Origin of the sequence: Herbiconiux gentiana (assembly GCF_024978135.1) — a bacterium.
GTDB lineage: Bacteria > Actinomycetota > Actinomycetes > Actinomycetales > Microbacteriaceae > Herbiconiux > Herbiconiux gentiana.
The window spans coordinates 36,234-61,752 of the sequence record NZ_JANTEZ010000006.1 but is presented as its reverse complement, the minus strand read 5'-3'; the positions used below and the strand labels follow the sequence as shown (position 1 = coordinate 61,752).

Here is a 25,519-nt window from a genome sequence, read left to right as displayed (position 1 = left end):
TGCGGGCGTGAGCACGTCTGCACCCCTCGACCGGCGGTTGGGGCTCGGCGACGCCGTCGTGATCGGGCTCGCCGCCATGATCGGGGCGGGCATCTTCTCGGCGCTCGCTCCGGCCGCGGCGGCCGCCGGGTCGCTGCTGCTCGTCGCGCTGCTGGTGGCCGCCGTCGTGGCCTACGCGAACGCGAGCTCGTCGGCGCAGCTGGCCGCGCAGTACCCGGCGGCCGGCGGCACCTACGTCTACGGACGCGAGCGCCTGGGGGAGTGGTGGGGGTTCGCCGCGGGGTGGTGCTTCGTGATCGGCAAGACGGCGAGCTGCGCCGCGATGGCGCTGGCGTTCGCGGCGTACGCGGTGCCGGCTGCGTGGCAGCGTCCGGTGGCGGCGCTCGCCGTGGTGGCGCTCGTGGCCGTGAACGCGTTCGGCATCACGCGCACCGCCCGGGTGGCGCGGGTGCTGGTGGTCGCGGTGGTGGCGGTGCTTCTGCTCGTGGTGGCGTCGGGGGTCGCGGGTGCGGGCGGTGCGGGGGTGGGAGCCGGCGGTTCGGGCGAGGTCGGTGGCGCGGGCGCAGGCGGCGCCGCCGGCGGCCTCGCGATCGGCGAGCCCACCGCGTACGGCGTGCTGCAGGCGGCCGGGCTGCTGTTCTTCGCCTTCGCCGGCTACGCCCGCATCGCGACCCTGGGGGAGGAGGTGCGCGACCCGGCGCGCACGATCCCGCGGGCCGTCGCCATCGCGTTCGGCATCGCGCTGGCCCTCTACGCCGTGATCGCCGCCGTCGCGCTCGGCGCGCTGGGGCCGGGCGGGCTGGCGGGGCAGGCGGATCCGCTCGTGGCGGTCGTGCGCGCGAACGGGTGGGACTGGGCCGCTCCCGTCGTGAGGGTGGGTGCCGCGCTGGCGTGCCTCGGAGCGCTGCTCGCGCTGGTCGCCGGGGTGGGCCGCACCACGCTGGCGATGGCCAGGGAGGGCGACCTGCCGCGGGGGCTCACCGCCGTGCATCCGCGCTACCGGGTGCCCCGGCGGGCCGAACTCGTGCTCGGCGCGGTGGTGGTGGTGATCGTGCTGAGCGTCGACCTGCGCGGGGCGATCGGGTTCTCGTCGTTCGGGGTGCTGCTCTACTACTTCGTGGCGAACCTGGCGGCGTTCACCCAGGCGGCGGATGCGCGGCGGTACCCGCGCGCCCTGCAGCTCCTCGGCGCGGTGGGGTGCGTGGTGCTCGTGGTGACGCTGCCCCTGCCCTCGGTCGTCGCGGGCGCCGCGGTGGTGGCGCTGGGGCTGCTCGGCCGGCTGCTGGTGCGCCGGTGGCGCCGCCATCGCGCGACGGGGGCGGCCCGCAGCTAGGCGCCGGGCGAGAGGGGGCCGCGGCGGGTTTCGGGCGCGCTCAGCCGGCCGCGGCGGCGTCGAGGGCGGCCGCCAGGAAGGGTGCCGTGACGCTGTCCGCCGCCCGCGCCACCTCGCCCGGGGTGCCGGCGACCATCACCCTGCCGCCCGCCTCACCCGCGCCGGGCCCCAGGTCGATCACCCAGTCGGCCTGCGCCACCACGCGCATGTCGTGCTCCACCATGATCACCGTGTTGCCGCCGTCGACCAGGCGCTGCAGGTGCTCCAGCAGCCGGTCGGTGTCGGCCGGGTGCAGGCCCGAGGTCGGCTCGTCGAGCAGGTACAGCGTGTCTCCGCGCTGCACCCGCCGCAGCTCCGAGGCGAGCTTCACCCGCTGCGCCTCGCCGCCGGAAAGCTCGGTCGCCGGCTGGCCGAGGGCCACGTAGCCGAGCCCGACGTCGAGCAGGGCATCCAGGTGCCGCACCGCCTCGGCGTCGCCGTCGAACAGTTCACGGGCGCGACGCACGCTGAGCCCGAGCACCTCGGCGATCGTCGCCCCCTCGAACCGGATCTCGAGCGTCTCCTCGTTGTACCGCGCCCCGTGGCAGGTGCTGCACGGCGCGTGCACCGTCGGCAGGAAGAGCAGCTCGACCTCCATCGTGCCCTCGCCCTTGCAGGTGGGGCACCGGCCGCTCGGCAGGTTGAACGAGAAGCGGCTCGCCGCGTAGCGCCGCCGTCGTGCCTCGGGGGTCGCGGCGAACAGCGTGCGGATGCGGTCGAACAGCCCCGTGTACGTCGCCACGTTGGACCGCGGCGTGCGGCCGATCGGCTTCTGGCTGACCTGAACGACCCGGCGCAGCCGCTCGACCGGCCCGGACGCTCGCCCCGCCGTGGCGACGGGAGCGGGGGTGAGCAGCAGGCTGTCGGCCGCCGCCTCCCCGGCCGAGGGCTCGGCTCCTGCCGCGTCCTCCCGCTCCTCGACCTCGCTGGCCAGTCCGGCGCGCAGCAGCTCGGGCACCGCCTGGTTCACCAGCGTCGACTTGCCCGATCCCGAGACGCCCGTGACCGCCGTCAGGCAGCCCACCGGGAACGCCGTCGACAGACCGTCGAGGTTGTTCCGGGTCACGCCGTCGAGCTCCAGCCAAACGTCGGCGGCTCGAGGGCCGGATGCGAGGCGGCGCCCTCCCGCCGACCCACCCTCCGCGCCGAACAGATACCGACGCGTAACCGACTCCTCGGCGTCGCGCAGCCCCTCGAGCTCGCCCGAGTAGACCACCCGTCCACCTTCGACACCGGGGCCCGGGCCGATGTCGACGATCCAGTCGGCCTCGCGGATGACGTCGAGCGAGTGCTCGACGAAGAACACCGTGTTGCCGCTGTCCCGCAGCCGCCGCAGGATGCCGAGCAGCGCGGTGGTATCGGCCGGGTGCAGCCCCGCCGACGGCTCGTCGAGCACGAACACCACGCCGAACAGCTGCGAGAGCACCTGCGTGGCCAGGCGCATCCGCTGCAGCTCGCCCGAGGAGAGGGTCGCGGTGGTGCGGTCGAGCGACAGGTAGCCCAGGCCGAGATCGGTGATCGGCGACAGCCGGGCGAGCAGCTCGGCGATCAGCCGCTGGGCGGCCAGGCGCTTCTCGGGGGCGAGCGGTTCGGCGGCCGGCCCGGCGGAGGCGGCGACCGGCCCGGTGGGGCGGTCCAGCGGCTCCCAGTCCGGCTCCAGCGCGACGGCCATCATCGCGGCGACCTCGTCGAGCGGCATCCCGGCGACCTCGACGATGGTGCGCCCCTCGAAGGTCACGGCCAGGGCCTCGGGCTTGAGGCGACTGCCGCCGCAGCTCGGGCACGGCACACTGCGCATGAACGTCGAGGCGCGCTCGCGCATCCGGGCGCTCTTGGAATTCGCGAAGGTGTCGAGCACGTAACGCCGCACCCCGAGGAAGGTGCTCATGTAGCGCGGCTGCCGACCGGCCGCGACCGCCTTGCGCACCTCGGCCGGCGAGCGGTCGGTGAAGATCGGCACCTGCGGCGACTCGTCGGTGAACAGGGCCCAGTTGCGCTGCTCCTCCGAGAGCTCGCGCCAGGGCACGTCGACGTCGTAGCCGAGCGAGATCAGGCTGTCGCGCAGCTGCTTACCGTGCCAGGCGGTGGGCCAGGCCGCAAGGGCTCCGTCGCGGATGCTCAGCGAGTCGTCGGGCACCATGAGCTCGAGCGGCACGTCGAACACGCGGCCGATGCCGTGGCAGGTGGGGCAGGCGCCCTGCACCGTGTTGGGCGAGAAGTCCTCGGCGTAGAGCATCGGCGCTCCCGGCGGATACGTGCCCACCCGGGAGAACAGCATGCGCAGCACGCTGAAGATGGTCGTGGCGCTGCCGACCGACGACCGGGCGCTGCCACCCGAGCGCTGCTGCGGCAGGGCGACGGCGGGCGGCAGGCCCTCGATCGAGTCGACGTCGGCCACGCCGACCTGGTCGATCAGCCTGCGTGCGTAGGGCGCGACCGACTCGAAGTACCGGCGCTGGGCCTCGGCGTAGAGCGTGCCGAAGGCGAGGGAGCTCTTGCCCGAACCCGAGACGCCGGTGAACGCCACGAGGGCGTCGCGTGGAAGATCCACGTCGACGCCCTGCAGGTTGTGCTCACGGGCCCCTCGCACCTGCACGAGGTCGAGGGGCGTGTGGGGATTCAGAGTCAGGCGATCAGGTAGTCGTGCAGGGCCTCGTCGCGCAGCATGCCGAGCGCGCGACGCTGGATCTGGCGGGCACGCTCGCGGGAGACCCCGAGCACGTCGCCGATCTGGTCGAACGACATGGGGTCTTCGCCGTCGAGGCCGAAGCGCATGCAGACAACCCGGGCCTCGCGAGGAGGCAGGGTGGCCAGTGCGACCGAGAGGTCGTGGTGCTGCAGCGAGGCGGCGGCCGCGTCGAAGGGCTGGGCCTGCGTGGTGTCCTCAATGAGGTCGCCGAGCTCGGCGTCGTCGTCGCCCACCGGCGTGTGGATGGAGACCGTGTCGCGACCGTGGCGGATCAGCTCCTGCACCTTGGCCGGCGGCAGGTCGACCGCGGCGGCGACCTCGTCGATGGAGGGCTCGCGGCCCAGCTCGATCATCAGCCGGCGCTGCATGCGCGTGATGGAGGAGATCTTCTCCGAGGTGTGCACGGGGATGCGGATGATGCGGCCGCTGTCGGCGAGGGCGCGGTTGATGGACTGCTTGATCCACCAGGAGCCGTAGGTCGAGAACTTGAAGCCGGCCTGGTAGTCGAACTTCTCGACGGCCCGCACGAGGCCGATGTTGCCCTCCTGGATCAGGTCGAGGAAGGGCAGGCCGCGCTCGAGGTAGCGCTTGGCGATGGAGACCACGAGGCGGAGGTTCGCCTGGATCAGCTGGCGCTTCGCCGCCTGGCCGTCGCGGGCGAGGTACTGGAGTTCGCGCTTGAGGGTGGCGTCGATGACGGGGTTCTCGGCGAGCTTCGCGTCGGCGATCACGCCGACCTCGATGCGGCGGCCGAGGTCGACCTCGTCCTCGGCGGTGAGGAGGGCCGTGCGGCCGATCTGGCGCAGGTAGTCCTTCACGGGGTCTTCGGAGGCCCCACGGATGTCACTGAGGCGGGCCTGGGGCTCGGCGTCGTCGATCTCGGGGGCGGTCGTGACTGCGGTGCGTGACATGTTGATCTCCGTGTCTACTTCGACTACTTCACTTGCACTGCGACCGCTCCGAGTCGTGCGGGGCGGTGCGTTCGATCAGGTCGTATCGGCAGGCTAGCCCGCCTCGGGTTGTGCCCCCTAATGGGGCCAAGGGGGGTTGACATTCGCTGTCTTTAACGCCATGTATCTAGTTCGTCTAACTTCTCGTCTGTCAGATCTTAAGTCAAGCCCGCGTCGGGAGAGTTCGTTTCCCGACTTAAGATCGAGTTATGACGAGCAGAGCGACGAGGGCCGGGCGCGGCCTCGCCGCCGCCGCTGTCGCCCTGTTCCTCGCGGCCCTGTCGCACGTGGCGGCCGGGGGCGGGGCACCCGGGGTCGTGGGTGCGGCGCTCGCCGCCGCATTCGCCGCGATCGTCTGCGTCGCGTTGGCGGGCCGCCGGCTCTCGTTGCCCCGGCTCGCCATAGCCGTCCCGACCAGCCAGTTCGCCTTCCACCTGCTCTTCGGGGTCGGGGCGGGTTCCGGCTCGGGGCTCACCGTCGCGACCGCCCATCACCACGGCCGGTCGTTCTCGACCCTGGTTCCGGATGCTCTGCAGAGCACTCTCGCCGCTCCGACGCACAGCCACGACTCCGGCTGGATGTGGGCGTCGCACGCCGTGGCCGCGGTGCTGACGGTGCTGGTGCTCGCCCGCGGCGAACTCGTCGCTCGGCGGCTCCTGGAGCTCGGCCGGCACCGGGTCTGGGAGCCCGTGCGGGTGCTCGCCGGGCGGGTCGCCGGTGTGACCCTCGCCCGTCTGGTGGCCGGGCTGCACGCGGCGGTCACCGAGAATTCATCGCTGGTCCACCGGTTGCGCACGTTCAGCGTCGCGGTGGGGCCGGTGCTGAAGGAGTGGATGTTCGCGCTCGGGAGCCTCGGGCACCGGGGGCCGCCTCGGGCGCTCGCCGCGAATCCTTCTCTCTGAACCGTCGACGTCTCGCGTTCGGAGGGTCGGTGTGCGCGCGCTCTCGCGACCCCACAAACCTTCGAACGAAATCGGAACCATGACCACTCAGACCTCCTCTCGGCGTGCCCGCACGACCGGGATCGCGACCCTCTCGGGTCTCGCCGCCCTCGCCCTGGCGATCGCGGCACCTCTCTCGGCCGGCGCGCACGTGCGAGTCGACCCGGGTCAGGCCGGCCCCGGCGGCTACACGACCCTCACCTTCAAGGTGCCGAACGAGTCGGCCACGGCGAGCACCACCTCGCTCACCGTCGACCTGCCGACCGACACCCCCTTCACCAGCGTCAGCTACCAGCCCGTGCCCGGGTGGACCGCCCAGGTCACGACCGCCGCGCTGCCCGAGCCGATCGAGGTCGGCGACGCCACCGTCACCGAGGCTCCCGTCTCGGTCACCTGGACCGCGATCGACGGGGCCGGGATCGGCGACGGGGAGTTCCAGCTCTTCCCGATCTCGGTGGGCCCGGTGCCCGACACCGGGTCGATCGTGCTGCCCGCGCATCAGGGCTACTCCGACGGCACGGTCGTGGACTGGGACGAGCCGCTCGGGGCGGACGGGGCCGAGCCGGAGCACCCGGCGCCGGTGCTGTACGTGAACGACGCGCCGCCGGTGGACGAGCACGCGGGGATGGCGCCGGTGACGGCGGGGTCGGGTTCGGGTGGCTCGGCTTCTGTCGCCGCGGGCGGCTCCTCCTCGGGCGACGAGCTGGGCGCGCTCGGTCTCGGTTTCGGGATCGGGGGCTTCGTGCTCGGCGCGGGTGCCCTGGTCGTGGCAGCGCTGGCGCTGCTGCGCCGGCGTCCGACCGGCGCGGCCGGCGCGTCCGGTGGGGCCGGCGACGGGACGGTCGGGCGATGACCCGCGGGAGGGTCGGTGGGCCGGAGCAGGCGCGGGTGCGGGCTGGCCGCCGATCGCGACTCGTCGGTGGCCTGGCTGCCGGGGTGTTCGCGACCGGGCTCGGGCTCGCGGGCCTGGTGGCGGGCGGCTCGGCCGCATCCGCCCACGACTTCCTCGTCTCGACCTCGCCGGCCGCCGATGCGACCGTGACCGAGGCGCTGAGCGAGGTGTCGTTGACGTTCAACGAGCCGCCGCTGACCGAGCTCGGTGCGGGCATCGCGGTCGAGGTGCACGACCCCGCCGGAGCAACGGTGTCGAGCGGTGAGGTGTCGATCGTCGACAGCACTCTCTCGATCGCGGTGGCGCCGTCGACCACCGGGTCGTACGAGGTGATCTGGCAGACGGTCTCCTCCGACGGGCATCCGGTGTCGGGGGAGTACGCCTTCGACTACGAGGGGCCGGTGGCCGCGGCGCCGACGGCCCCCACCGCGGCGGCGACGGCCGCGGCGACCCCCACGGCGACGGAGCCCCCGCCGAGTGCCGCGGGCACGCCCGCCGCCAGCGCCGATCCGGCGACGGAGACCCCGACGGCGTCGGCTGTGCCGGCCGCCGACGGCTCCTCACCGGTGCCGCTGGTGCTCGTGGGCGTGGGTGCGGCGGTCGCGCTGCTGCTCGCGGTCGTCGTGGCCCTGGCGGTCGTGCTGAGGCGCCGGCCGACCGCCTGAGGCGGGCCCCGGCCCGGCCCACTCCGCGGCCGGGCCCGCTCGGCGGCCCGGACCGCGGGGCGGGTAGCCTGGCTGCGTGACGAGAGCGCAGCGGGCCGACCACCTGCGGGCCGGGCCGGTCGCGCTCGTCGCGGCCGGCGGAGCGGCGGGCACGGCGCTGCGGGCCGCGATCGGGCTGGTCGTGCATCCGGTCGGCGGGTTCCCCCTGGCGATCTTCGGCATCAACCTCGTCGGGGCCTTCGTGCTCGGGCTGCTGCTGCAGGCCCTCACCGCCCGCGGGCCCGACACCGGCCGCCGGCGCACACTGCGCCTGCTCGTCGGCACGGGTGTGCTCGGCGGCTTCACGACCTACAGCGCGCTCTCCTCCGACAGCGCGGTGCTGCTCACCTCGGGCGGTGTCGCGCTGGCCCTCGCCTACGGGCTCGCCACCGTGCTGCTCGGGGCGGTCGCGAGCTGGGGCGGCATCGCGCTCGGCGCCGCCGTCGGCAGCCCCGAGGGTCGCGACCGGATGCCCGTCGACTCCGACTCGTCAGGAGACCCGCAGTGACGCCGCTGCTCTTCGTCGCGGTGGCGGCGGCCGGGGGCGTCGGGGCGGCCCTGCGCTTCGTCGTGGACGGGGTCGTACGGGCGCGCATCCGCTCGAGCTACCCGGTCGGGGTGACGATCATCAACGTGACGGGGTCGTTCCTGCTGGGGCTGCTGACCGGGCTGGCGCTCGCGCAGCTCGTGTCGGAGCAGTGGCTGCTCGTGCTGGGCACCGGGCTGCTCGGCGGCTACACGACCTTCAGCACCGCGAGCTTCGAGACCGTGCGGCTGCTGCAGCTGCGCCGCCCGGGCGCGGCGCTCGCGAACGGCCTCGGGATGCTGGCGGCCTCGGTCGCGGTCGCGACCCTCGGCCTCTGGCTCGGAACCCTCGCGGGCTAGCGCGTCGGCCGTGCACCCTGGTCGACGAGCGGGCTAGCGCGCCCGGCCGCGCACCGGGATGAGCAGCAGCAGCCCCGCGAGCAGCACCAGCGCGATGCCGGCGATGCCCCAGTACTGCACGTTCGCCCCCGCGGGGCTGACGGCGGCGCCGATGCCGATGAACACCGTGAACATCAGCGGAGCCAGGAACGACGCGGCGCGCCCGGTGGTGGCGTACAGCCCGAAGATCTCGCCCTCGCGCCCCGCCGGGATGCGCCGCGAGAGGAACGACCGGCTCGCCGACTGCGCCGGCCCCACGAAGGCGCAGAGTGCGAGCCCGAAGGTCCAGAACACTGTCTGCCCGCCCTCGTGCAGCGCGAACACGAAGCCTGCACAGACGAGAAGCCCCACCAGCGCCGTGACGATCACGGGCTTCGGCCCGAAGCGGTCGTCGAGCAGCCCCACCAGGATCGTCGACACCCCCGCCACCACGTTGGCCGCGATCGCGAAGATGATCACCTGGCCCGAGCTGAAGCCGAACGATCCCGCGGCGAGCACGCCGCCGAAGGTGAACACGCCCGTCAGCCCGTCGCGGAAGACGGCGCTCGCGATCAGGAAGTAGGCGGTCTGCCGGTCCTCCCGGTAGAGGGTGCGGATGTGCCGGAACAGGATCCGGTACGACTCGACGACGCCCACGCGGGGGGCGGCGGCCCGGGCATCCGTCGCCGCCCGGTTCTCGGGCACCGTCAGCAGCACCGGAAGCGCGAAGACGCCGAACCAGATGGCCGACACGAGCACCGTCACCCGCACCGGGTACCCGTCGGTCGAGGGCACCCCGAACAGCGCCGAGCCGCCGATGGGCGCGATGAAGCCGAAGTAGACGAACAGCAGCAGTACGATGCCGCCCACGTAGCCGAGGCCCCAGCCGAGCCCTGAGACCTTGCCGACGGTGGCGGGCGTCGACACCTGCGAGAGCATCGCGTTGTAGTTGACCGAGGCGAACTCGAAGAAGATCGTGCCGACCGCCAGCAGGATGAGCCCGAGCCAGAGGAACGAGGCGGCGGGCGCCACGAAGAACATCAGCGCCGACAGCAGCACCACGATGTAGGTGTTCACCGCGAGCCAGAGCTTGCGGCGCCCCCGCCGGTCGCTGCGCTGCCCGGTGATCGGGGCGAGCAGGGCCACGAGCACACCGGCGATCGTCATGGCGATGCCGAGCTGCGCCGACACCGCGGTCTCGCCGCCGAACGCGTCGCTCGTGAGGTACACGGTGAACACGAAGGTGGTGATCACGGCGTTGAACGAGGCGGAGCCCCAGTCCCACAGCCCCCAGGCGAGCACGTGCCGGCCCTTGGGCCGCTCCGCGGTCGGGGGCAGGTCGGTGAGGGCGGCGCCGTCGGTCATGGGGCTACCGTACTGCGGGGTGGTGAACGGCAGGCGCTGTGAAACGGGTCGGATGCGCGTGCCGCCCGGTCGGTCATAAGAAGCTCATAGCCCGGCCGGAGCCGCCCCCCAATCGAGCGCCGTCAAATGGACGCATGACCGACACCGACCCCCGCGACCTGCCGCCCGTACCGCCCCTGACCGGAGCGACGCCCTCGATGCCCTCGACGCCCTCGTCCCCCTCGACTCCCTCGTCCTTCCTCCCCAACCGCGCCACCCGGCGCAGCCGCCGCGGACGCGTGGCCGTCGTCTCGAGCCTCGCCGCCTTCGGCGCTGCCACCCTGCTCATCGTCGGCGGCGCGTCCTACGCGTCGGGCCTCGCCGCCGCGACCGCGTCGGCGGGCTCGACGCCGACCGGCACCTCCTCCTCGACCGTGGTGGAGCTGCCGTCGTCGCAGCTGCCGTCGTACGGCTACTCGTCGCCCTACGGGCGGGGCGCCGGCTCCGGCTCCGGCAGCTCGAGCAGCACCGGCACCTCGACCCAGACCGACGCCGTCGCCGCCACGGCGGCGCAGACCGCGGGTGTCGTCACCATCGTGTCCGACCTCGGCTACCAGGGCGCCCAGTCGGCGGGCACGGGTATCGTGCTCACCTCCGACGGGATGATCCTGACGAACAACCACGTGATCGAGGGCTCGACGAGCATCCGGGTCACCGACGAGCTGACCGGCGAGAGCTACACGGCCACCGTGGTGGGCACCGACAAGACCCACGACATCGCCGTGCTGCAGCTCGAGGACGCGAGCGGTCTGACCACCGCGGCGCTTGACACCTCGGGCGCGCTCGCGGCGGGCGACGCCGTGACGGCTGTCGGCAACGCGGAGGGTACGGGCGACCTCGTGGCCGCCGCCGGCACCGTGGCGGCGCTCGAGCAGACCATCACCACCCAGAGCGAGTACGGCATCTCGGGTGAGACCCTCTCCGGTCTGATCCAGGTCGACGCCGACATCGTCTCGGGCGACTCGGGCGGCCCGCTGCTCGACGCCGAGGGTGAGGTCGTGGGCATCGACACCGCGGCCTCCTCGGGGTCGGTCGACATCACGGGCTTCGCCATCCCGATCCGGGATGCGCTCGACATCGTCGCCCAGATCGAGGCCGGTGCCGACACCGACACGATCGAGATCGGCTACCCGGGCTTCCTCGGCATCGGCGTGGCCGACACCGGAACCGGGGCCGGGGCCGGCGTGGCCTCGGTGATCGAGGGCACTCCCGCCGCCACCGCGGGGCTTGCGGCGGGTGACGTCATCACGGCCGTGAACGGCGACACGGTGGCCTCGGCCGAGCAGCTGACCGCGGTGCTCGGCGGGATGGAGCCGGGCGAGACGGTGACGCTCGCGGTGACCACCGCATCCGGCACCAGCACCACGGTCGACGTCACGCTGATCGCCGGCCCGGCCGCCTGACCGTCGGGAATACTGGATGCCCGCTGAGAGTTGAGTCGAGTGCACTCAAGTTCTGCCACCTGGACTTGACGCCGGATGGCGTGGGTGGAAAACTTGAGCACACGAGGCTCAAGCCTCACAGGCTTTCAGTATTCAGCACTACCGACAGAAGGAGAACAGCCACATGGCTCGTGCAGTAGGAATCGACCTCGGTACCACCAACTCGGTGGTCGCCGTGCTCGAGGGTGGAGAGCCCACCGTCATCGCGAACGCGGAGGGCTTCCGCACCACGCCCTCCGTCGTCGCCTTCGCCAAAGACGGGGAGGTGCTCGTCGGTGAGACCGCGAAGCGCCAGGCCGTCACCAACGTCGACCGCACCATCTCCAGCGTGAAGCGCCACATCGGCACCGACTGGAAGGCCGACATCGACGGCAAGAAGCTCACGCCGCAGGAGATCTCGGCCCGCATCCTGGGCAAGCTCAAGCGCGACGCCGAGTCGTACCTGGGCGACACCGTCACCGACGCCGTCATCACCGTGCCCGCGTACTTCAACGACTCCGAGCGCCAGGCCACGAAGGAGGCCGGCGAGATCGCGGGCCTGAACGTGCTGCGCATCATCAACGAGCCCACCGCAGCCGCCCTGGCCTACGGCCTCGACAAGGGCAAGGAGGACGAGCTCATCCTCGTCTTCGACCTCGGTGGCGGAACGTTCGACGTGTCGCTGCTCGAAGTGGGCAAGGACGACGACTTCTCGACCATCCAGGTGCGCGCCACCTCGGGCGACAACCGCCTCGGCGGCGACGACTGGGACCAGCGGGTCGTCGAGTACCTGATCAAGCAGTTCAAGGACACCACGGGCGTCGACGTCTCGAAGGACAAGATCGCCCTGCAGCGCCTCAAGGAGGCCGCGGAGCAGGCCAAGAAGGAGCTCTCGTCGGGCATGTCGGCCAGCATCACGCTGCCCTACCTCTCGCTCACCGAGAACGGCCCCGCCAACCTCGACGCCACCCTCACCCGCGCGAAGTTCGAGGAGCTGACGAGCGACCTGCTCGCCCGCACCGAGAAGCCCTTCCGCGACGTGATCGCCGAGGCCGGCGTGTCGGTCAACGACATCGCCCACGTGGTGCTCGTCGGTGGATCGACCCGTATGCCCGCCGTGGTCGAGCTCGTCAAGAAGCTCACCGGTGGAAAGGACCCGAACAAGGGCGTCAACCCCGATGAGGTCGTCGCCGTCGGTGCCGCGCTGCAGGCCGGTGTGCTGAAGGGTGAGCGCAAGGACGTGCTGCTCATCGACGTCACCCCGCTGTCGCTCGGCATCGAGACCAAGGGCGGCATCATGACCAAGCTCATCGAGCGCAACACGGCCATCCCCACCAAGCGCAGCGAGACCTTCACGACCGCCGACGACAACCAGCCGTCGGTCGCCATCCAGGTCTTCCAGGGCGAGCGCGAGTTCACCCGCGACAACAAGAACCTGGGCACCTTCGAGCTCACCGGCATCGCTCCGGCCCCCCGCGGCATCCCGCAGGTGGAGGTCACCTTCGACATCGACGCGAACGGCATCGTGCACGTCTCGGCGAAGGACAAGGGCACCGGCAAGGAGCAGTCGATGACCATCACGGGCGGCTCGTCGCTGCCCAAGGAGGACATCGAGCGCATGGTGCGCGAGGCCGAGGAGCACGCCGCCGAGGACAAGGCGCGTCGCGAGGCCGCCGAGGTGCGCAACCAGGCCGAGACGCTCGCGTACTCGACCGACAAGCTCATCAAGGACAACGCCGACAAGCTGCCCGACGACGTCAAGAACGACGTGCAGGCCGATGTCGACGCCCTCAAGACCGCGCTCGCGGGTGAGGACGACGCGGCCGTGAAGACCGCGTTCGACAAGCTCAACGAGAGCCAGCAGAAGCTCGGCCAGGCCATCTATGCTTCTGCACAGGCCGACGCCTCGGCGCCTGCCGGCGAGCAGGGGGAGCCGACCGAGTCGACGTCGAGCAACGACGACGACGTGGTCGACGCCGAGGTCGTCGAAGACGAAGACGAGCCGAAGGGCAAGTAATCCAATGACTGACGACAACCTGAACGGTCGTCAGCCTGCTGACGAGTCGGGGGCCTCCGAGGAGGAGACCCCCGACTCCGGCCTTCCCCAGGGAGAAGGACAGATCCAGGCTGAAGGACCGGACGTCGAGACCTCGCTGTCCGACGCCGACCTCTCGTTCCTCTCGGGGCAGAGCTCGGCCGACGAGCTGGCCGCCGAGCGGCTGGCCGACCTGCAGCGGGTGACCGCGGAGTACGCCAACTACCGCAAGCGCACCGAGGCCAACCGCGACACCGATCGCGAGCGTGCCGTGGGCGACGTGGTGAAGGTGCTGCTGCCGGTGCTCGACGACCTCGACCGTGCGGCCAAGCACGGCGATCTCGAGGAGGGCGGTCCGTTCACCGCGATCGCCGGCAAGCTGCGTTCGGCCGTGGAGCGCGTGGGCCTCAAGCCCTTCGCCACGGCGGGCGAGGAGTTCGACCCGCAGATCCACGAGGCGATCTTCCAGCAGCCCACCGACGGGGTGACGGCTCCGACCGTCGCCGACGTGGTGGAGTCGGGCTACTACCTCGGGTCAACGCTGCTGCGCGCCGCCAAGGTCGTGGTGGCGGTGCCGAATGGCTAGCCAGGACTGGTTCGACAAGGACTTCTACAAGACGCTCGGGGTGTCGAAGGACATCTCCGACGCCGACCTCAAGAAGGCCTATCGCAAGCTGGCCCGGCAGTACCACCCCGACTCGAACCAGGGCGACGCCCAGGCGGAGTCCCGGTTCAAGGAGATCAGCGAGGCGTACTCGGTGCTCTCCGACGCGGAGCAGCGCAAGGAGTACGACCAGATCCGGGCCATGGGCTCGGGCGCGCGCTTCACGGCGGGCGGCGCCGGCCAGGCCGGGGGGTTCGAAGACGTCTTCGGCGGCATGTTCGGCGGTGGCGGTGGCGGTGCCCGTGGGCAGAGCTACAGCTACCAGCAGGCCCCGGGCGGCTTCGACGACATCCTCGGCGGCATGTTCGGGCGCGGTGGCGGCCGAGCCGGCTTCGGCGGCGCCTACGGCCCCACCCGGGGTCGCGACGTCACGGCGCGCACGACGATCGACTTCGTCACCGCCGTGAAGGGCGACACCATCAAGCTGCAGACGGCCGATGGCAAGCCCATCACCGTGAAGATCCCGGCGGGTGTGGCCGACCAGCAGAAGATCAAGCTGCGCGGCAAGGGCGAGGCGTCGCCCGACGGCGGCGAGGCCGGAGACATCGTTCTCACGGTCTCGGTGCGCAAGCACCCGGTCTTCGAGCGCGACGGGCTCAACCTGCGGGTGAACGTGCCGGTCACGTTCGTCGAAGCGACGCTCGGCGCCACGATCGAGGTGCCCACGCTCGGCGGGGCCCCCGTGAAGCTCAAGGTCGCGGCGGGCACCCCCTCGGGGCGTGTGCTGCGGGTGAAGGGCCGCGGGGTCTCGACCTCGAAGGGCACCGGCGACCTGCTCGCGGTGGTGCAGGTGGCGGTTCCGTCGCACCTGTCCGCCGCTCAGCGCGAGGCGCTCGAAGCGTTCCACGCGGTGGAGCCGCCCGAGAACCCGCGCATCGAGCTGCTCGAGAAGGCTCGCGAATAGCGAACGGCCCCGGCGCGACTCCCCGTGAGTCGGCCGGGGCCGTCTTCTCAGCAGGGACTATATTCACACGACACTGATCCGACGACGGGAGGGCGAGATGGACGGGGTCGACGAGAACTCGCCGCTGTTCGCCATCGCGGTCGCGGCGGAGCTCGCGGGCATGCACCCGCAGACGCTGCGCCAGTACGACCGCCTGGGGCTCGTTCGCCCCACCCGCACGGCGGGCAAGTCCCGCCGCTACTCGATGCGCGACGTCGTGCAACTGCGCGAGATCGCGCGGCTGTCGTCGGAGGGCGTGTCGCTCGAGGGCATCGCGCGCATCCTGCAGCTCGAGAACCAGGTGGCCCAGCTCAGCGCCCGCGTGCGCGAGCTCGAGGGCGCCCTCGCCGACGAGCTCCTCAACCGCCCCGGCCGCCGCGTCTTCGCCGCCGGCGTCGAGGGCGAGGTCATCTCGCTCAAGCACGGCACCCGCACCCAGCGCCGCACGGAGCTCATGATCTGGACGCCGCGCCCCGACACCGACCGCTGATCCGCTCGCGCCCGAGCGGCCCGATCGCCCGTGCCATCTGACGATTACTCATTGACGATGGTCTCCGCCGCTCGCACGCTTGACGTATGACAGGCACCGGCCGACAGCGCCCTCATGCCTTCGTGATCTGCGGTGCGGCCATCGCCGCGCCCCTCGGCGCCGGGGTCGTCCTCCTCGCCGTTCATCTGGCGCTCTTCGATTCGAGCTTCTACCTCGGCGAAGCGACGCTGATCGTCGAGGCGGTCGGTCTCGTGGCGATCGCGGCGGTGGCCGGACTCATCACTGCGAGACGCGTCGGTGTGGACAGGCCGGTGGCCCTCATCGGCTGTACGGCCGGGGCTGCGGTCGCGGCGTGGGTGGTCACGGTGGGTCTGCTGGGGCAGGCGGCGGGAGTGGTGCTCGTGGCTGCCGTCGTCGTCGTCCCCGACGCGGCTCCGACGGTGACGGTCGTGGTGGTGGGAGGGTTCGCCGCGCTGGCGGTGCTCGAGGAGGCGGCCGCCACGGTTCTCCTCTCGGTGCTCTTCGGGCGGGCGCTCCGGCGCCGGGGAGCACCTCCGCCTCGACCACCCGTGTTGATCTGATGATTACTCATTGACGCCGGTGGCCTTCGGGGTGAGGGTGGGGTGCATGACGACGTCAGGTGGGCAGGGCGCGCGACCGAGGCGATGGATCGAGCGTGGGCAGGTCGGCGCGGCCGCCATCGTGGGGCTGCTCGACGGGGTGGGGCTCGCCGTGCTGGTGGCGGGGTTCGGCTGGTGGAGCCTGGGCGGGTGGGACGAGGCGGCCGAGAGCGTGGGTGGGTGGCTGCTGCTGACGCTGACCGCCGTGGTTCTCGCGGGCGCGTGGTTCGCCGGAAGCGCGCTGCTGCGCCGGAAGGGATTGCAGCGGGCGCGCTCCATCGTGTCGTGGTCGCTCGGACTGTCGGCGGTGCTCGTCGCGGTGCTGACCGCGATAGCGGGCTGGGTGGCAGTCGTGATCGGCACCTTCTCGGCACTCCTGCTCTGGTCGGGTGACTACGTCGACGACATCGCGGTGACGGCGGTGCTGCTCGTGTCGGCCGCGGCGGTTCTGCTCTCCACCTCCGTCTGCCTGCTCGTCACCGTCGTGCTCGCGAACCCGCCGCCGCCGGTCGGCGCCGGGCCCGGGTGGCGCAGCGCGTAACGTGGGGGCGTGCCAGAGTTCTCGTTCGACGCCCTCCGCCGCCGGCCCGACGTCGAGGCCGACAATCTGTTCGCCGCCGACGCGAGCGACCGGCTGATCCTCGACGAGGCGCTCGGGGCGCTCGAGGCGGCGGGGGAGCGCGGAGTCGTGGTGATCGGCGACTCCTACGGCGCCCTCACGCTGGGGGCGGCGGCGGTGCTCGACCTGCACGGCATCCGCGTGCACCAGGACTCGCGGGCCGGGGAACTGGCGCTGGCGCAGAACGCCCGCCGGGCATCCGATCGCGACCTCACCGGGCGGTTCGAGAACCTGCCGCTCGGCCCGGAGCTGCTCGAGGGCGCGCGCGTGGTGCTGATGCAGCTGCCGCGCTCGCTCGCCGAGCTCGACGAGCTGGCGCACGCGATCGCGGCCTGGGCCGACCCCGCGATCGTCGTCTACGCCGGCGGGCGCCTCAAGCACATGACGCCCGCGATGAACGAGGTGCTGGAGCGGTCGTTCGGGCGGGTGACCGCGACGCTCGCCCGCCAGAAGTCGCGGGTGCTCGTGGCGTCCGAGCCGCATCCGCACGCCGAGCCCGTGGCGATGCGCCGCGAGTTCCAGGCCGACCCCGCCCCGGGCCTCTGGGTCTGCGCCACCGGCGGGGCCTTCGCGGGCACGAAGATCGACATCGGCACCCGCTTTCTGCTCGAGCACCTCGACGGGCTTCGACCGGATGCACGCACCGCCGTCGATCTCGGCTGCGGCACCGGCGTGCTCAGCGCCTATCTCGCGCGCGCCCGGCCCGAGCTCGCGGTGATCGCGACCGACCAGTCCGCCGCCGCGGTCGAGTCGGCGCGGGCCACGATGGAGGCCAACGGCATCCACAACGTCGAGGTCGTGCAGGACGACGCCCTGAGCACCTTCGACGACGGCAGCGCCGACCTCGTGCTGCTGAATCCGCCGTTCCATCAGGGCTCGACGGTGCACGCGGGCATCGCGCTGAAGCTCTTCCAGGCGGCGGGCCGCGTGCTGGCGCCGGGTGGCGAGCTGTGGACCGTGTTCAACTCCCACCTCGCCTACCGCTCCGCCCTGCAGCGCGCGGTCGGCGAGACGCGTCAGGTGGCGCGGAACGCCAAGTTCACGGTGATGGTGTCGACGAAGCGCTGACCCCGGTGTCGGTGGGTGGCGTCGGGCCGGCCGGGCGCGTCGGGTCGGCGGGCGGGGCCGCGTCGGCGGGCCGGGCCGGGTCGGTGGGCGCGGCACGCACGGGGAGGGTCGCGAGCATGGGCACCTCGGGGGGCGTCGTCGCGGGCATCCGTCGCCGGGCGCGTCGAAGGGCCAGCTCGAAGACCACCAGCAGCGCCACCGAGCCGATCACACCGACCCAGCCGTAGAGGGTCGGGATGCCCGGGTCGGCGCGGATGCGGTCGATCATGTCGAGCTGCTCGCCGTAGATGCCGACCATCGCGAAGAACGCGGTGGCGTAGACGAGCACACGCAGCTGCCAGAGGCGGCGGATGCCCGCGACCGCCAGCAGGCTGAGCACCCACAGTCCGTACCAGGGGTGCAGCACCGGTGAGCAGAGCGCGATCGCCGCGAAGCTGCCCACCAGCAGCCAGAGCGGATCCGACCGGCGATTCACCGTGACGAGGTAGGCGACGACCGCGCAACCGGCCGCGAGGAAGGCCAGCACGACCACGCGCTGCGCGAGTGGCCCGTCGAGGCCGGCGCCGTTCGCGAGGTCGCGGGCGGCGAGCGAGAGGATGCGCGAGGGCGAGTAGAACGAGCCGAGATCCAGCGGGGTGCCGAGGCCGAGGATCCAGCCGAGGCCTGAGCCGATGCCCACGCCGAACGCGACCACACCACCGACCGCGATGGCGGCGACCGCGGCCCAGCACGCGAGCAGGCGACCCCAGCCGAAGGGCTCGGGCGCGGCGGGGGCGGTGGCGTCGGCGGCGTCGACGTAGTGGGAGGGGGTGGTGGCGCTGGGGGCGGCGATCGAGTGGGTGGTGGCCGTGGGGTCGATGGTGGCGCTCGGGGCGGCGACGTCGGGGGCGGCGGCCGCCCGGCGGGGCGAGCGGATGCGGCGGCCCGCCCAGATGATGCCGATCACCGGCAGCGCCACCACCGCGATCGGCTTCACCCCGATGGCGAGGCCGATCAGCACCGCCGCGAGCAGCGGCCGCCGCCGGAGCGCCTGGTACGTTCCGGCGACGATCAATCCGATCATCAGGGCGTCGTTGTGGGCCGAGGCGACGAAGTCCATCAGCACGAGCGGGCTCGCACCGACCGCCCACACGACCGCGGCCTCGTCGTAGCCCCGCAGCCGCGCGATCCGCCAGGCGGAGTAGATCAGCAGCGCGAGACCCGCGACCGCGCCGAGCCTGGTGACGAACAGCGTCACCTCGAGCGGGAACGAGTCGGTCGCCCGCACCACGATGCCCTGCAGCCAGACGAACACCGGGCCGTAGGGGGTGACGGTGGTCGACCACTTGTAGTCGACGCCCGTCTCGTACCAGTTCGGCAGCTCGGCCATCACGTGCGCGTACGGATCGAGGCCCGAGGCGAGCAGCCGCCCCTGACCGATGTAGGCGTAGCTGTCGCGGCTGAACAGGGGCAGGGCGAACAGCAGCGGTGCGCCCCAGGCGACGATCGCGGTGACCACCCGGCGGAGAGGACCACCGTCGCCCGAGCCCGAGCCCGAGCCCGAGCCCGAGCCCGAGCCCGAGCCCCGGCGCCGCAGCGACAGCCCCAGCGACAGCCACGCGAACAACAGCAGCAGCACCCCGCCCACCACCAGCATCGCGGCGACGTACACGGCCCCGCGGCTGTTGCGCAGCGTGGACACGAGCTCCACGCCCCACAGCCCCGAGCCGGGAGCCAGCCACCCGCCGACGACCGACCCCGCGAGGATCATCAGCGACCCCACGAGCCCGATCACAAGACGGAGGCGGTGACGGGCGGAGAGCACAGTCTGTCTTACCACGCCCCCGTGGGGCGCGCCGGGTCAGGCCGGTTCGGGCATCCGGAACCCGAGCGCCACGCGGCGGCGGCGCACGAGCAGCTCGCTGCCGATCAGCACCGCCGTGGTGCCCACGAGCGCCACCCCCACGATGATCACGGGGATGCGTGTGTCGGTCTCGAGCCGCGGGATGAGGTCGAGCGGCTCGGCCAGCCCGATCAGCATGAAGAACACGGTGGAGTAGACGACGGTGCGCATGCTCCACAGGCGCTCCGCGCCCTTCAGCGCGAGCAGCGTGAGCAGCCACAGCCCGTACCAGGGGTGCACGACCGGCGACGAGAGCACGATCGCCGCGAAGCAGCCGAGCAGCAGCGTGAGCGGCTCGAGGCGACGCCGGGCGATCACGAGGTAGGCGGCCAGCGTGCATCCGGCCCCCAGCAGCGCGAGCTTGACGACCGTCTGCGCGACCTCGCCGTCGAGCCCGACGCCCTCGAACAGCCCCCCGACACCGATGCCCAGGATGTTCGCGGGGGCGTACCACGACGAGATGCTCACGGGCGTGGCGAGCGCGCCGAGCCAGCCCATGCCGATGCCGAGGCTCCAGCCGACGAGGGCCAGCCCGCCGAGCGCGATGCCGGCGACCGCGGCCCAGCGGCGCACGATGGCGCCCCAGCCCGCGGCCGCGCCCGCCCAGATCAAGCCGATGATCGGCAGCGCGATCAGCGCGATCGGCTTCACTCCGATGGCGATGGTGACGAACACCGTGCCGAGCAGCGGGCGGTCGCGCAGGGCGTAGTAGACGCCGCCGACGATGAAGGCGAGCATGATCGAGTCGTTGTGGCCGGCCGCCACGAAGTTCATGACGACGAGGGGGCTGGCGGCCACGATCCACAGCACGCCGGCCTCGTTCAGGCCGCGCAGCCGGGCGATGCGCCAGGCGTAGTAGGCCAGCATCGCGAGACCGGCAGCGGCCAGCAGGCGGAAGGCGAACACGGCCACTTCGGTGGGAAGCGCATCCGTCGACTGCACGACCACGCGCTCGAGCCAGACGAACACGGGGCCGTAGGGGGTGCTGGTGTCGGCCCAGAGCGGGTCGACACCGATGCCGTACCAGCCGGGGAGCGCGGCCATGCCGGAGGTGTAGGGGTTCAGGCCGGCGGCCATCAGACGGCCCTGGCCGATGTAGGCGAACATGTCGCGGCTGAACAGGGGGAGCGAGAACAGCAGGGGGGCGGCCCAGGCGGCGGCGGAGGCGACGACCTCGTTCAGCGAGGTGCGGCGGGCGGCGCTGCGGGAGTCATGGGCGGTGCGGGTGTCGCCCTGCAGTCGGGTTTCGTCGCGGCCGCCCCGGGTGCCCCGGCGCTCGAGCAGCGAGAGGCCGAGCGTGATCCAGGCGACGAGCAGCATGAGAGCGCCGACGACCACCAGCAGCCCGGCGATCGTGACCCCGCCGCGGGAGTTGCGGATGAACTCGAGCGCGGCCCAGTCGTGCAGCGTCGACTCGGGCCCGATCCAGCCGACCCCGTAGGAGCCGAGGGCGATGGCGATCGACCCGGCCAGGCCGAGCAGGAATCGCACCGAAGGGGGGAGTACGCGCACAGTGCTGTTCTTACCACGGTGGGATGGACAACAGCCGAACACGGCGGGAATGCTGGTGGCGTCGATGTCGTTCTGGTAAGTTGAGTCCAGTCGACTCAAGTCTTGATCCTCACTAGGAGACACACACCAGATGGCAACCAACCAGGGAACCCCGAACGGCGACGAGCGCCAGAGCGCGCTGGAGCAGTACGGCGTCAACCTGACCGAGATCGCCGCGAGCGGCAAGCTCGACCCCGTGATCGGCCGTGACGCCGAGATCCGCCGCGTCAGCCAGGTGCTGACCCGCCGCACCAAGAACAACCCCGTGCTCATCGGCGAGCCCGGCGTCGGCAAGACGGCCGTCGTCGAGGGGCTCGCCCAGCGCATCGTGGCCGGCGACGTCGCCGACTCGCTGAAGGGCAAGCAGCTCGTCTCGCTCGACCTCGCGGCCCTCGTCGCCGGCGCCAAGTACCGCGGCGAGTTCGAGGAGCGACTGAAGGCCGTACTGAAGGAGATCAACGACGCCGACGGGCAGATCATCACCTTCATCGACGAGCTGCACACCCTGATGGGCGCCGGCGGCGGCGAGGGCTCGGTCGCGGCCTCCAACATGCTGAAGCCGATGCTCGCGCGCGGCGAGCTGCGCCTGATCGGTGCGACGACGCTCGACGAGTACCGCGAGTTCATCGAGAAAGACGCGGCGATGGAGCGCCGCTTCCAGCAGGTCTTCGTGGGCGAGCCCTCGGTGGAGGACACCATCGCGATCCTGCGCGGTCTGAAGGAGCGCTACGAGGCGCACCACAAGGTGGCGATCGCCGACTCCGCGCTGGTGGCGGCAGCCGCCCTGTCGAACCGCTACATCCCCGGGCGCCAGCTGCCCGACAAGGCCATCGACCTGATCGACGAGGCCGCCTCGCGGCTGCGCATGGAGATCGACTCGGCACCCGTCGAGATCGACGAGCTGCGCCGCTCGGTCGACCGGCTCCGGCTGGAGGAGCTCGCGTTGAAGAAGGAGAAGGACGAGGCCTCGCAGGAGCGCCTCGCCGCCCTTCGCGCCACTCTCGCCACCCGCTCGGCCGACCTGGCCGGGTTGCAGGAGCGCTGGGACCGCGAGCGGGCCGCCCTCAACCGCGTCGGCGAGCTGAAGGAGAAGCTCGACGCCGCCCGCATGCGCGCCGAGAAGGCGCAGCGCGAGGGCGACCTCGAGCGTGCGTCGCGCCTGCTCTACGGCGAGATCCCGGTGCTCGAGCGCTCGCTCGCCGAGGCCGAGGCCGCGGAGGTCGACGCCGACGGCGCCGAGCGGATGGTGAACGACCAGGTCGGGTCGGACGACATCGCCGCGGTCATCGCGGCCTGGACGGGCATCCCGGTCGACCGCCTCACCCAGGGCGAGACCGAGCGGCTGCTGAAGCTCGAGACCGAGCTCGGGCGCCGGCTGATCGGCCAGCGCGAGGCCGTCGGTGCGGTGGCGGATGCGGTGCGCCGTTCCCGCGCGGGCATCGCCGACGAAGACCGCCCCACCGGCTCCTTCCTGTTCCTCGGCCCCACCGGCGTCGGCAAGACCGAGCTCGCCAAGGCGCTCGCCGAGTTCCTGTTCGACGACGAGAAGGCGCTCGTGCGCATCGACATGTCGGAGTACGGCGAGAAGCACTCGGTCGCCAGGCTGCTCGGCGCCCCTCCCGGCTACATCGGCTACGAGCAGGGTGGGCAGCTCACCGAGGCGGTGCGCCGGCGGCCTTACTCGGTCATCCTCCTCGACGAGGTCGAGAAGGCGCACTCGGAGGTCTTCGACGTGCTGCTGCAGGTGCTCGACGACGGGCGGCTGACCGACGGCCAGGGCCGCACGGTCGACTTCCGCAACACCATCCTCATCCTCACCTCGAACCTGGGGTCGCAGTACCTCGTCGACCCGACGCTGTCGGCCTCGTCGGCCCGCTCGCTCGTGCTCGACGCGGTTCGCGCCGCGTTCAAGCCCGAGTTCGTCAACCGGCTCGACGACATCGTCGTGTTCTCGGCCCTCTCGGCCGACGACCTCGCGCAGATCGTCTCGCTCTACGTCGACCGGCTCTCGCGCCGGCTGGCCTCGCGGCGCCTGTCGCTGGCGGTGACTCCGGATGCGCGTACCTGGCTGGCCTCGCACGGCTACGACCCGATCTACGGGGCCCGACCGCTGCGCCGGCTGATGCAGCACGAGATCGACGACCGGCTGGCGCGAGCGCTGCTCTCGGGGGCGGTGCGGGATGGGGATACGGTGCGGGTGGACGTCTCGTCCGACGACTCCGGGCTCTCGGTCTCGTCTGTTGCGGACGCTCTGCCTGAGTAGAAAGTACTCGGGGCCCACCCGCCCCTCCCGCACCCACTCTTGATGGGATGGGCCGACTCGCGGCCCGCGGGAGGGCTCCCCATGCTGCATCACCGACGCGTCGCCGTGCTGGCGGCTGCCGCGCTTCTGACGAGTGTGTTGCTGAACGGCGCCCTCACGCCGGCCTCGGCCTCGGCGCCGGCAGAGGTCGAGGCGCCGCCGACCGACCCGGGCGCTGCGCCGTCACCCACGCTCATTGATCCGGGCTCGCATCTCAAGACGTTCGACCTGCCGAACCCGCTGGGCGCGCCAAGTGACGTCGTGGCCGGCCCCGACGGTTCGGTCTGGGTGGCGATCTTCAACGACAAACAGATCCTGCGGGTGAGCCGGAACGGGGTCGTCCTGTCGACCTTCCAGCTCACGGGCGGCCCCACCGACCTGACGACCGACGCCGACGGCGGAGTCTGGGCGGCGGAGTTCGCCTCGAACGCCATCGCCCACGTCGACCCGACCGGCGCGGTCTCAGAGACCAAGCTGCCCACGGCGAACGCCTTCCCCTCGGCGGTCGACGCCTCGGGCCCGCACGTCTACTTCACCGAATCGGCGAACCACGCCTTCGGCCGCATCGCGCGCGCGACGGGGGTAGTGGAGGAGTTCCCCCTCGCCGGCTCAGTCGCCCCCACCGACATCCGTGTGAATGTTGATTCCTTCGTTTGGGTGACAGACCCGGATGCGCGCACATTATGGATTTCCGGACTGAAGGGACAAGCTCTGATGGGCTTCCCGCTTGCGGGTGACTCATACGGAATCGCCGGGACCACCGGTGCCGACCAAGTCCGTCAGGTCTTCAACGGGACTCGGGTACTCTCGCTCACTCGACTGGATCCACCGGACGTGCTCACAAGTCTCGACGGCGCGATGAACCTGGTCGCGGTGATCAATGTGCCGCCGCGGGGTCAGATGTGGTTTGTGGACGCCGGGGCCGGGACGATCGGGTGGATCCGTATGAGCGGCTCGAAATCGAATCCGGTAGCGGTCGATCTCCCTGTCGGAGCGCCGGTGGGTTCGGCCATCACCGACGACCGATACATATGGACGGTTTCGAAGGACTCGGGTCAGCTCATCCGACTCGACATGAGTGTATCGACTGTGGCAGACCGGGTCGGGGGTGCTGATCGCTTCGCCACTGCAGCTTCCGTCGCCTTGGCTGGGCATCCCAAAGGAGCCGAGGCCGTCTTCGTGGCGAGCGGCGAGTCGTTTCCTGACGCTCTTGCGGCGGGACCGATCGCGGCCCAGATGTCGGCTCCCGTGCTGCTGACCCGGAAGAGCGAGCTACCCGAAAGCGCTAGAACCGCTTTGCAGATGCTTCGGCCAACGCGCGTCGTGGTCATCGGAGGAGAGGCTGCAGTGAGCGAAGGCGTCGTACGGGCTCTTCAACAGATGGGCTTGAAGGTCGAACGAGTCGCTGGTGCTGACCGGTTCGCTGTGTCACGCGCTCTCATCGCGAGCGATCTCGCACCCAAAGAGCCCAACCGCGTGTATGTGGTGACGGGTCGCGACTTCCCGGACGCCCTGGCGGCCACGCCGATTGCTGCGTCGGAGAAGGCGGTGTCGTTGCTCGTCGACGGGAGGAGCACGGCGTTGAGCGACCTAGACAAGCAGGTGCTCCAGAGGATCGCAGCTCGGCCGAACGGGGAGGCCGTGATTGTCGGCGGGGAGGCCGCTGTCACTGGGGAGCTGGAGTCAGCGATACGCGGAGTCATTCCTACGTCGCGAATCGCCGGACCGGATCGCTTCGCGGTCGCCGCTGCGTTGAACCGTGGCCTATCCGGCGCGAACGCTTCGGCGTTCCTCGCGAGCGGCGAGTCCTTTGCCGACGCGCTGACGGGGGGCGCGCTGGCTGGGGAACTGAGGAAGCCCCTCTATCTGGCTCGGCGGGGGTGTGTGCCCGAGAGCATCGCGGCGGTCATGGCGGTGAACGTCAATCGGGTCACGTTGCTGGGGGGAGAGGCAGCGCTGTCGCCTGCGGTGGCTTCGATGACGGCCTGTTGAGGTTCGGGTCGGGGTGGCCGGGTTGTCTCGGTAGGTAGGAACTACTTCGGGTCGATGAGGGGCGCCGGGGCGCATCG

21 protein-coding genes are annotated in these 25,519 nt (G+C 71.7%); 16 read left to right on the top strand and 5 right to left on the bottom strand.

Going from position 1 to position 25,519, the window contains the following annotated elements:
• Positions 1 to 7 precede the first annotated feature (7 nt).
• A complete protein-coding gene (locus NVV95_RS14800) occupies positions 8 to 1,333 on the top strand; it encodes an APC family permease (RefSeq protein WP_259487329.1) in 1,326 nt (441 codons plus the stop codon).
• Positions 1,334 to 1,373: 40 nt separating this feature from the next.
• Here NVV95_RS14800 and NVV95_RS14795 read toward each other — a convergent pair whose 3' ends face one another.
• Complete coding sequence (locus NVV95_RS14795) at positions 1,374 to 3,923, bottom strand: excinuclease ABC subunit UvrA (RefSeq protein WP_259487328.1); 2,550 nt, start codon at positions 3,921 to 3,923, stop codon at positions 1,374 to 1,376.
• 74 nt (positions 3,924 to 3,997) lie between these two features.
• Positions 3,998 to 4,972, bottom strand: coding sequence for a sigma-70 family RNA polymerase sigma factor (locus NVV95_RS14790; protein WP_259487327.1), 975 nt, complete (start codon positions 4,970 to 4,972; stop codon positions 3,998 to 4,000).
• Between the two features lie 248 nt (positions 4,973 to 5,220).
• Between NVV95_RS14790 and NVV95_RS14785 the strand changes: the two genes are divergently transcribed.
• The 5 genes from NVV95_RS14785 (at position 5,221) to crcB (ending at position 8,433) form a co-directional block, all read left to right on the top strand.
• Complete coding sequence (locus NVV95_RS14785; RefSeq protein WP_259487326.1) at positions 5,221 to 5,913, top strand: hypothetical protein; 693 nt, start codon at positions 5,221 to 5,223, stop codon at positions 5,911 to 5,913.
• Positions 5,914 to 5,992: 79 nt separating this feature from the next.
• Positions 5,993 to 6,805: a YcnI family copper-binding membrane protein gene (locus NVV95_RS14780; RefSeq protein WP_259487325.1), complete on the top strand. Its 813-nt coding sequence runs from the start codon at positions 5,993 to 5,995 to the stop codon at positions 6,803 to 6,805.
• Complete coding sequence (locus NVV95_RS14775; protein ID WP_259487324.1) at positions 6,802 to 7,509, top strand: copper resistance CopC family protein; 708 nt, start codon at positions 6,802 to 6,804, stop codon at positions 7,507 to 7,509. Before NVV95_RS14780 ends, NVV95_RS14775 begins: the two co-directional genes overlap by 4 nt.
• Positions 7,510 to 7,585: 76 nt before the next feature.
• Positions 7,586 to 8,056, top strand: a complete 471-nt coding sequence (locus tag NVV95_RS14770) for a fluoride efflux transporter FluC (RefSeq protein ID WP_259487323.1) — start codon at positions 7,586 to 7,588, stop codon at positions 8,054 to 8,056.
• Positions 8,053 to 8,433 (top strand): fluoride efflux transporter CrcB, encoded by a 381-nt coding sequence (crcB, locus tag NVV95_RS14765; protein ID WP_259487322.1) that lies wholly within the window; start codon positions 8,053 to 8,055, stop codon positions 8,431 to 8,433. Before NVV95_RS14770 ends, crcB begins: the two co-directional genes overlap by 4 nt.
• Before the next feature lie 33 nt (positions 8,434 to 8,466).
• Here the strand turns inward: crcB and NVV95_RS14760 are convergent, their stop codons facing one another.
• Positions 8,467 to 9,816, bottom strand: coding sequence for an MFS transporter (locus NVV95_RS14760; RefSeq protein WP_259487321.1), 1,350 nt, complete (start codon positions 9,814 to 9,816; stop codon positions 8,467 to 8,469).
• Between the two features lie 134 nt (positions 9,817 to 9,950).
• Between NVV95_RS14760 and NVV95_RS14755 the strand changes: the two genes are divergently transcribed.
• From NVV95_RS14755 to NVV95_RS14720, 8 genes are all read left to right on the top strand, one after another.
• A complete protein-coding gene (locus NVV95_RS14755; protein ID WP_259487320.1) occupies positions 9,951 to 11,258 on the top strand; it encodes a S1C family serine protease in 1,308 nt (435 codons plus the stop codon).
• Between the two features lie 163 nt (positions 11,259 to 11,421).
• Positions 11,422 to 13,293, top strand: a complete 1,872-nt coding sequence (dnaK, locus tag NVV95_RS14750; protein WP_259487319.1) for a molecular chaperone DnaK — start codon at positions 11,422 to 11,424, stop codon at positions 13,291 to 13,293.
• A 4-nt stretch (positions 13,294 to 13,297) separates the two neighbouring features.
• Positions 13,298 to 13,897 carry a nucleotide exchange factor GrpE gene (locus NVV95_RS14745; protein ID WP_259487318.1) on the top strand — a complete coding sequence of 200 codons (600 nt, stop codon included), beginning with the start codon at positions 13,298 to 13,300 and terminating at the stop codon, positions 13,895 to 13,897.
• On the top strand, positions 13,890 to 14,879 hold the full coding sequence (locus NVV95_RS14740; RefSeq protein ID WP_259487317.1) for a DnaJ C-terminal domain-containing protein: 990 nt from the start codon (positions 13,890 to 13,892) through the stop codon (positions 14,877 to 14,879). The genes NVV95_RS14745 and NVV95_RS14740 overlap by 8 nt, the downstream gene beginning before the upstream one ends.
• Before the next feature lie 97 nt (positions 14,880 to 14,976).
• The gene (locus NVV95_RS14735) at positions 14,977 to 15,408 is read left to right on the top strand and encodes a heat shock protein transcriptional repressor HspR (RefSeq protein ID WP_259487316.1); all 432 of its coding nucleotides are present in this window, start codon (positions 14,977 to 14,979) and stop codon (positions 15,406 to 15,408) included.
• A gap of 86 nt (positions 15,409 to 15,494) precedes the next feature.
• Positions 15,495 to 15,989 carry a hypothetical protein gene (locus NVV95_RS14730; RefSeq protein ID WP_259487315.1) on the top strand — a complete coding sequence of 165 codons (495 nt, stop codon included), beginning with the start codon at positions 15,495 to 15,497 and terminating at the stop codon, positions 15,987 to 15,989.
• A 46-nt stretch (positions 15,990 to 16,035) separates the two neighbouring features.
• Positions 16,036 to 16,569 carry a hypothetical protein gene (locus tag NVV95_RS14725; RefSeq protein WP_259487314.1) on the top strand — a complete coding sequence of 178 codons (534 nt, stop codon included), beginning with the start codon at positions 16,036 to 16,038 and terminating at the stop codon, positions 16,567 to 16,569.
• A gap of 9 nt (positions 16,570 to 16,578) precedes the next feature.
• On the top strand, positions 16,579 to 17,715 hold the full coding sequence (locus tag NVV95_RS14720) for a class I SAM-dependent methyltransferase (protein ID WP_259487313.1): 1,137 nt from the start codon (positions 16,579 to 16,581) through the stop codon (positions 17,713 to 17,715).
• Here the strand turns inward: NVV95_RS14720 and mptB (NVV95_RS14715) are convergent.
• Positions 17,687 to 19,519: a polyprenol phosphomannose-dependent alpha 1,6 mannosyltransferase MptB gene (gene mptB / locus NVV95_RS14715; RefSeq protein WP_259487312.1), complete on the bottom strand. Its 1,833-nt coding sequence runs from the start codon at positions 19,517 to 19,519 to the stop codon at positions 17,687 to 17,689. The genes NVV95_RS14720 and mptB (NVV95_RS14715) overlap by 29 nt on opposite strands.
• A gap of 36 nt (positions 19,520 to 19,555) precedes the next feature.
• Positions 19,556 to 21,109, bottom strand: coding sequence for a polyprenol phosphomannose-dependent alpha 1,6 mannosyltransferase MptB (gene mptB / locus NVV95_RS14710; protein WP_259487311.1), 1,554 nt, complete (start codon positions 21,107 to 21,109; stop codon positions 19,556 to 19,558).
• 130 nt (positions 21,110 to 21,239) lie between these two features.
• On the opposite strand from mptB (NVV95_RS14710), the gene NVV95_RS14705 reads away from it, so the two are divergent.
• Positions 21,240 to 23,411 carry an ATP-dependent Clp protease ATP-binding subunit gene (locus NVV95_RS14705; protein ID WP_259487310.1) on the top strand — a complete coding sequence of 724 codons (2,172 nt, stop codon included), beginning with the start codon at positions 21,240 to 21,242 and terminating at the stop codon, positions 23,409 to 23,411.
• 81 nt (positions 23,412 to 23,492) lie between these two features.
• Complete coding sequence (locus tag NVV95_RS14700; protein ID WP_259487309.1) at positions 23,493 to 25,442, top strand: cell wall-binding repeat-containing protein; 1,950 nt, start codon at positions 23,493 to 23,495, stop codon at positions 25,440 to 25,442.
• Positions 25,443 to 25,519 lie beyond the last annotated feature (77 nt).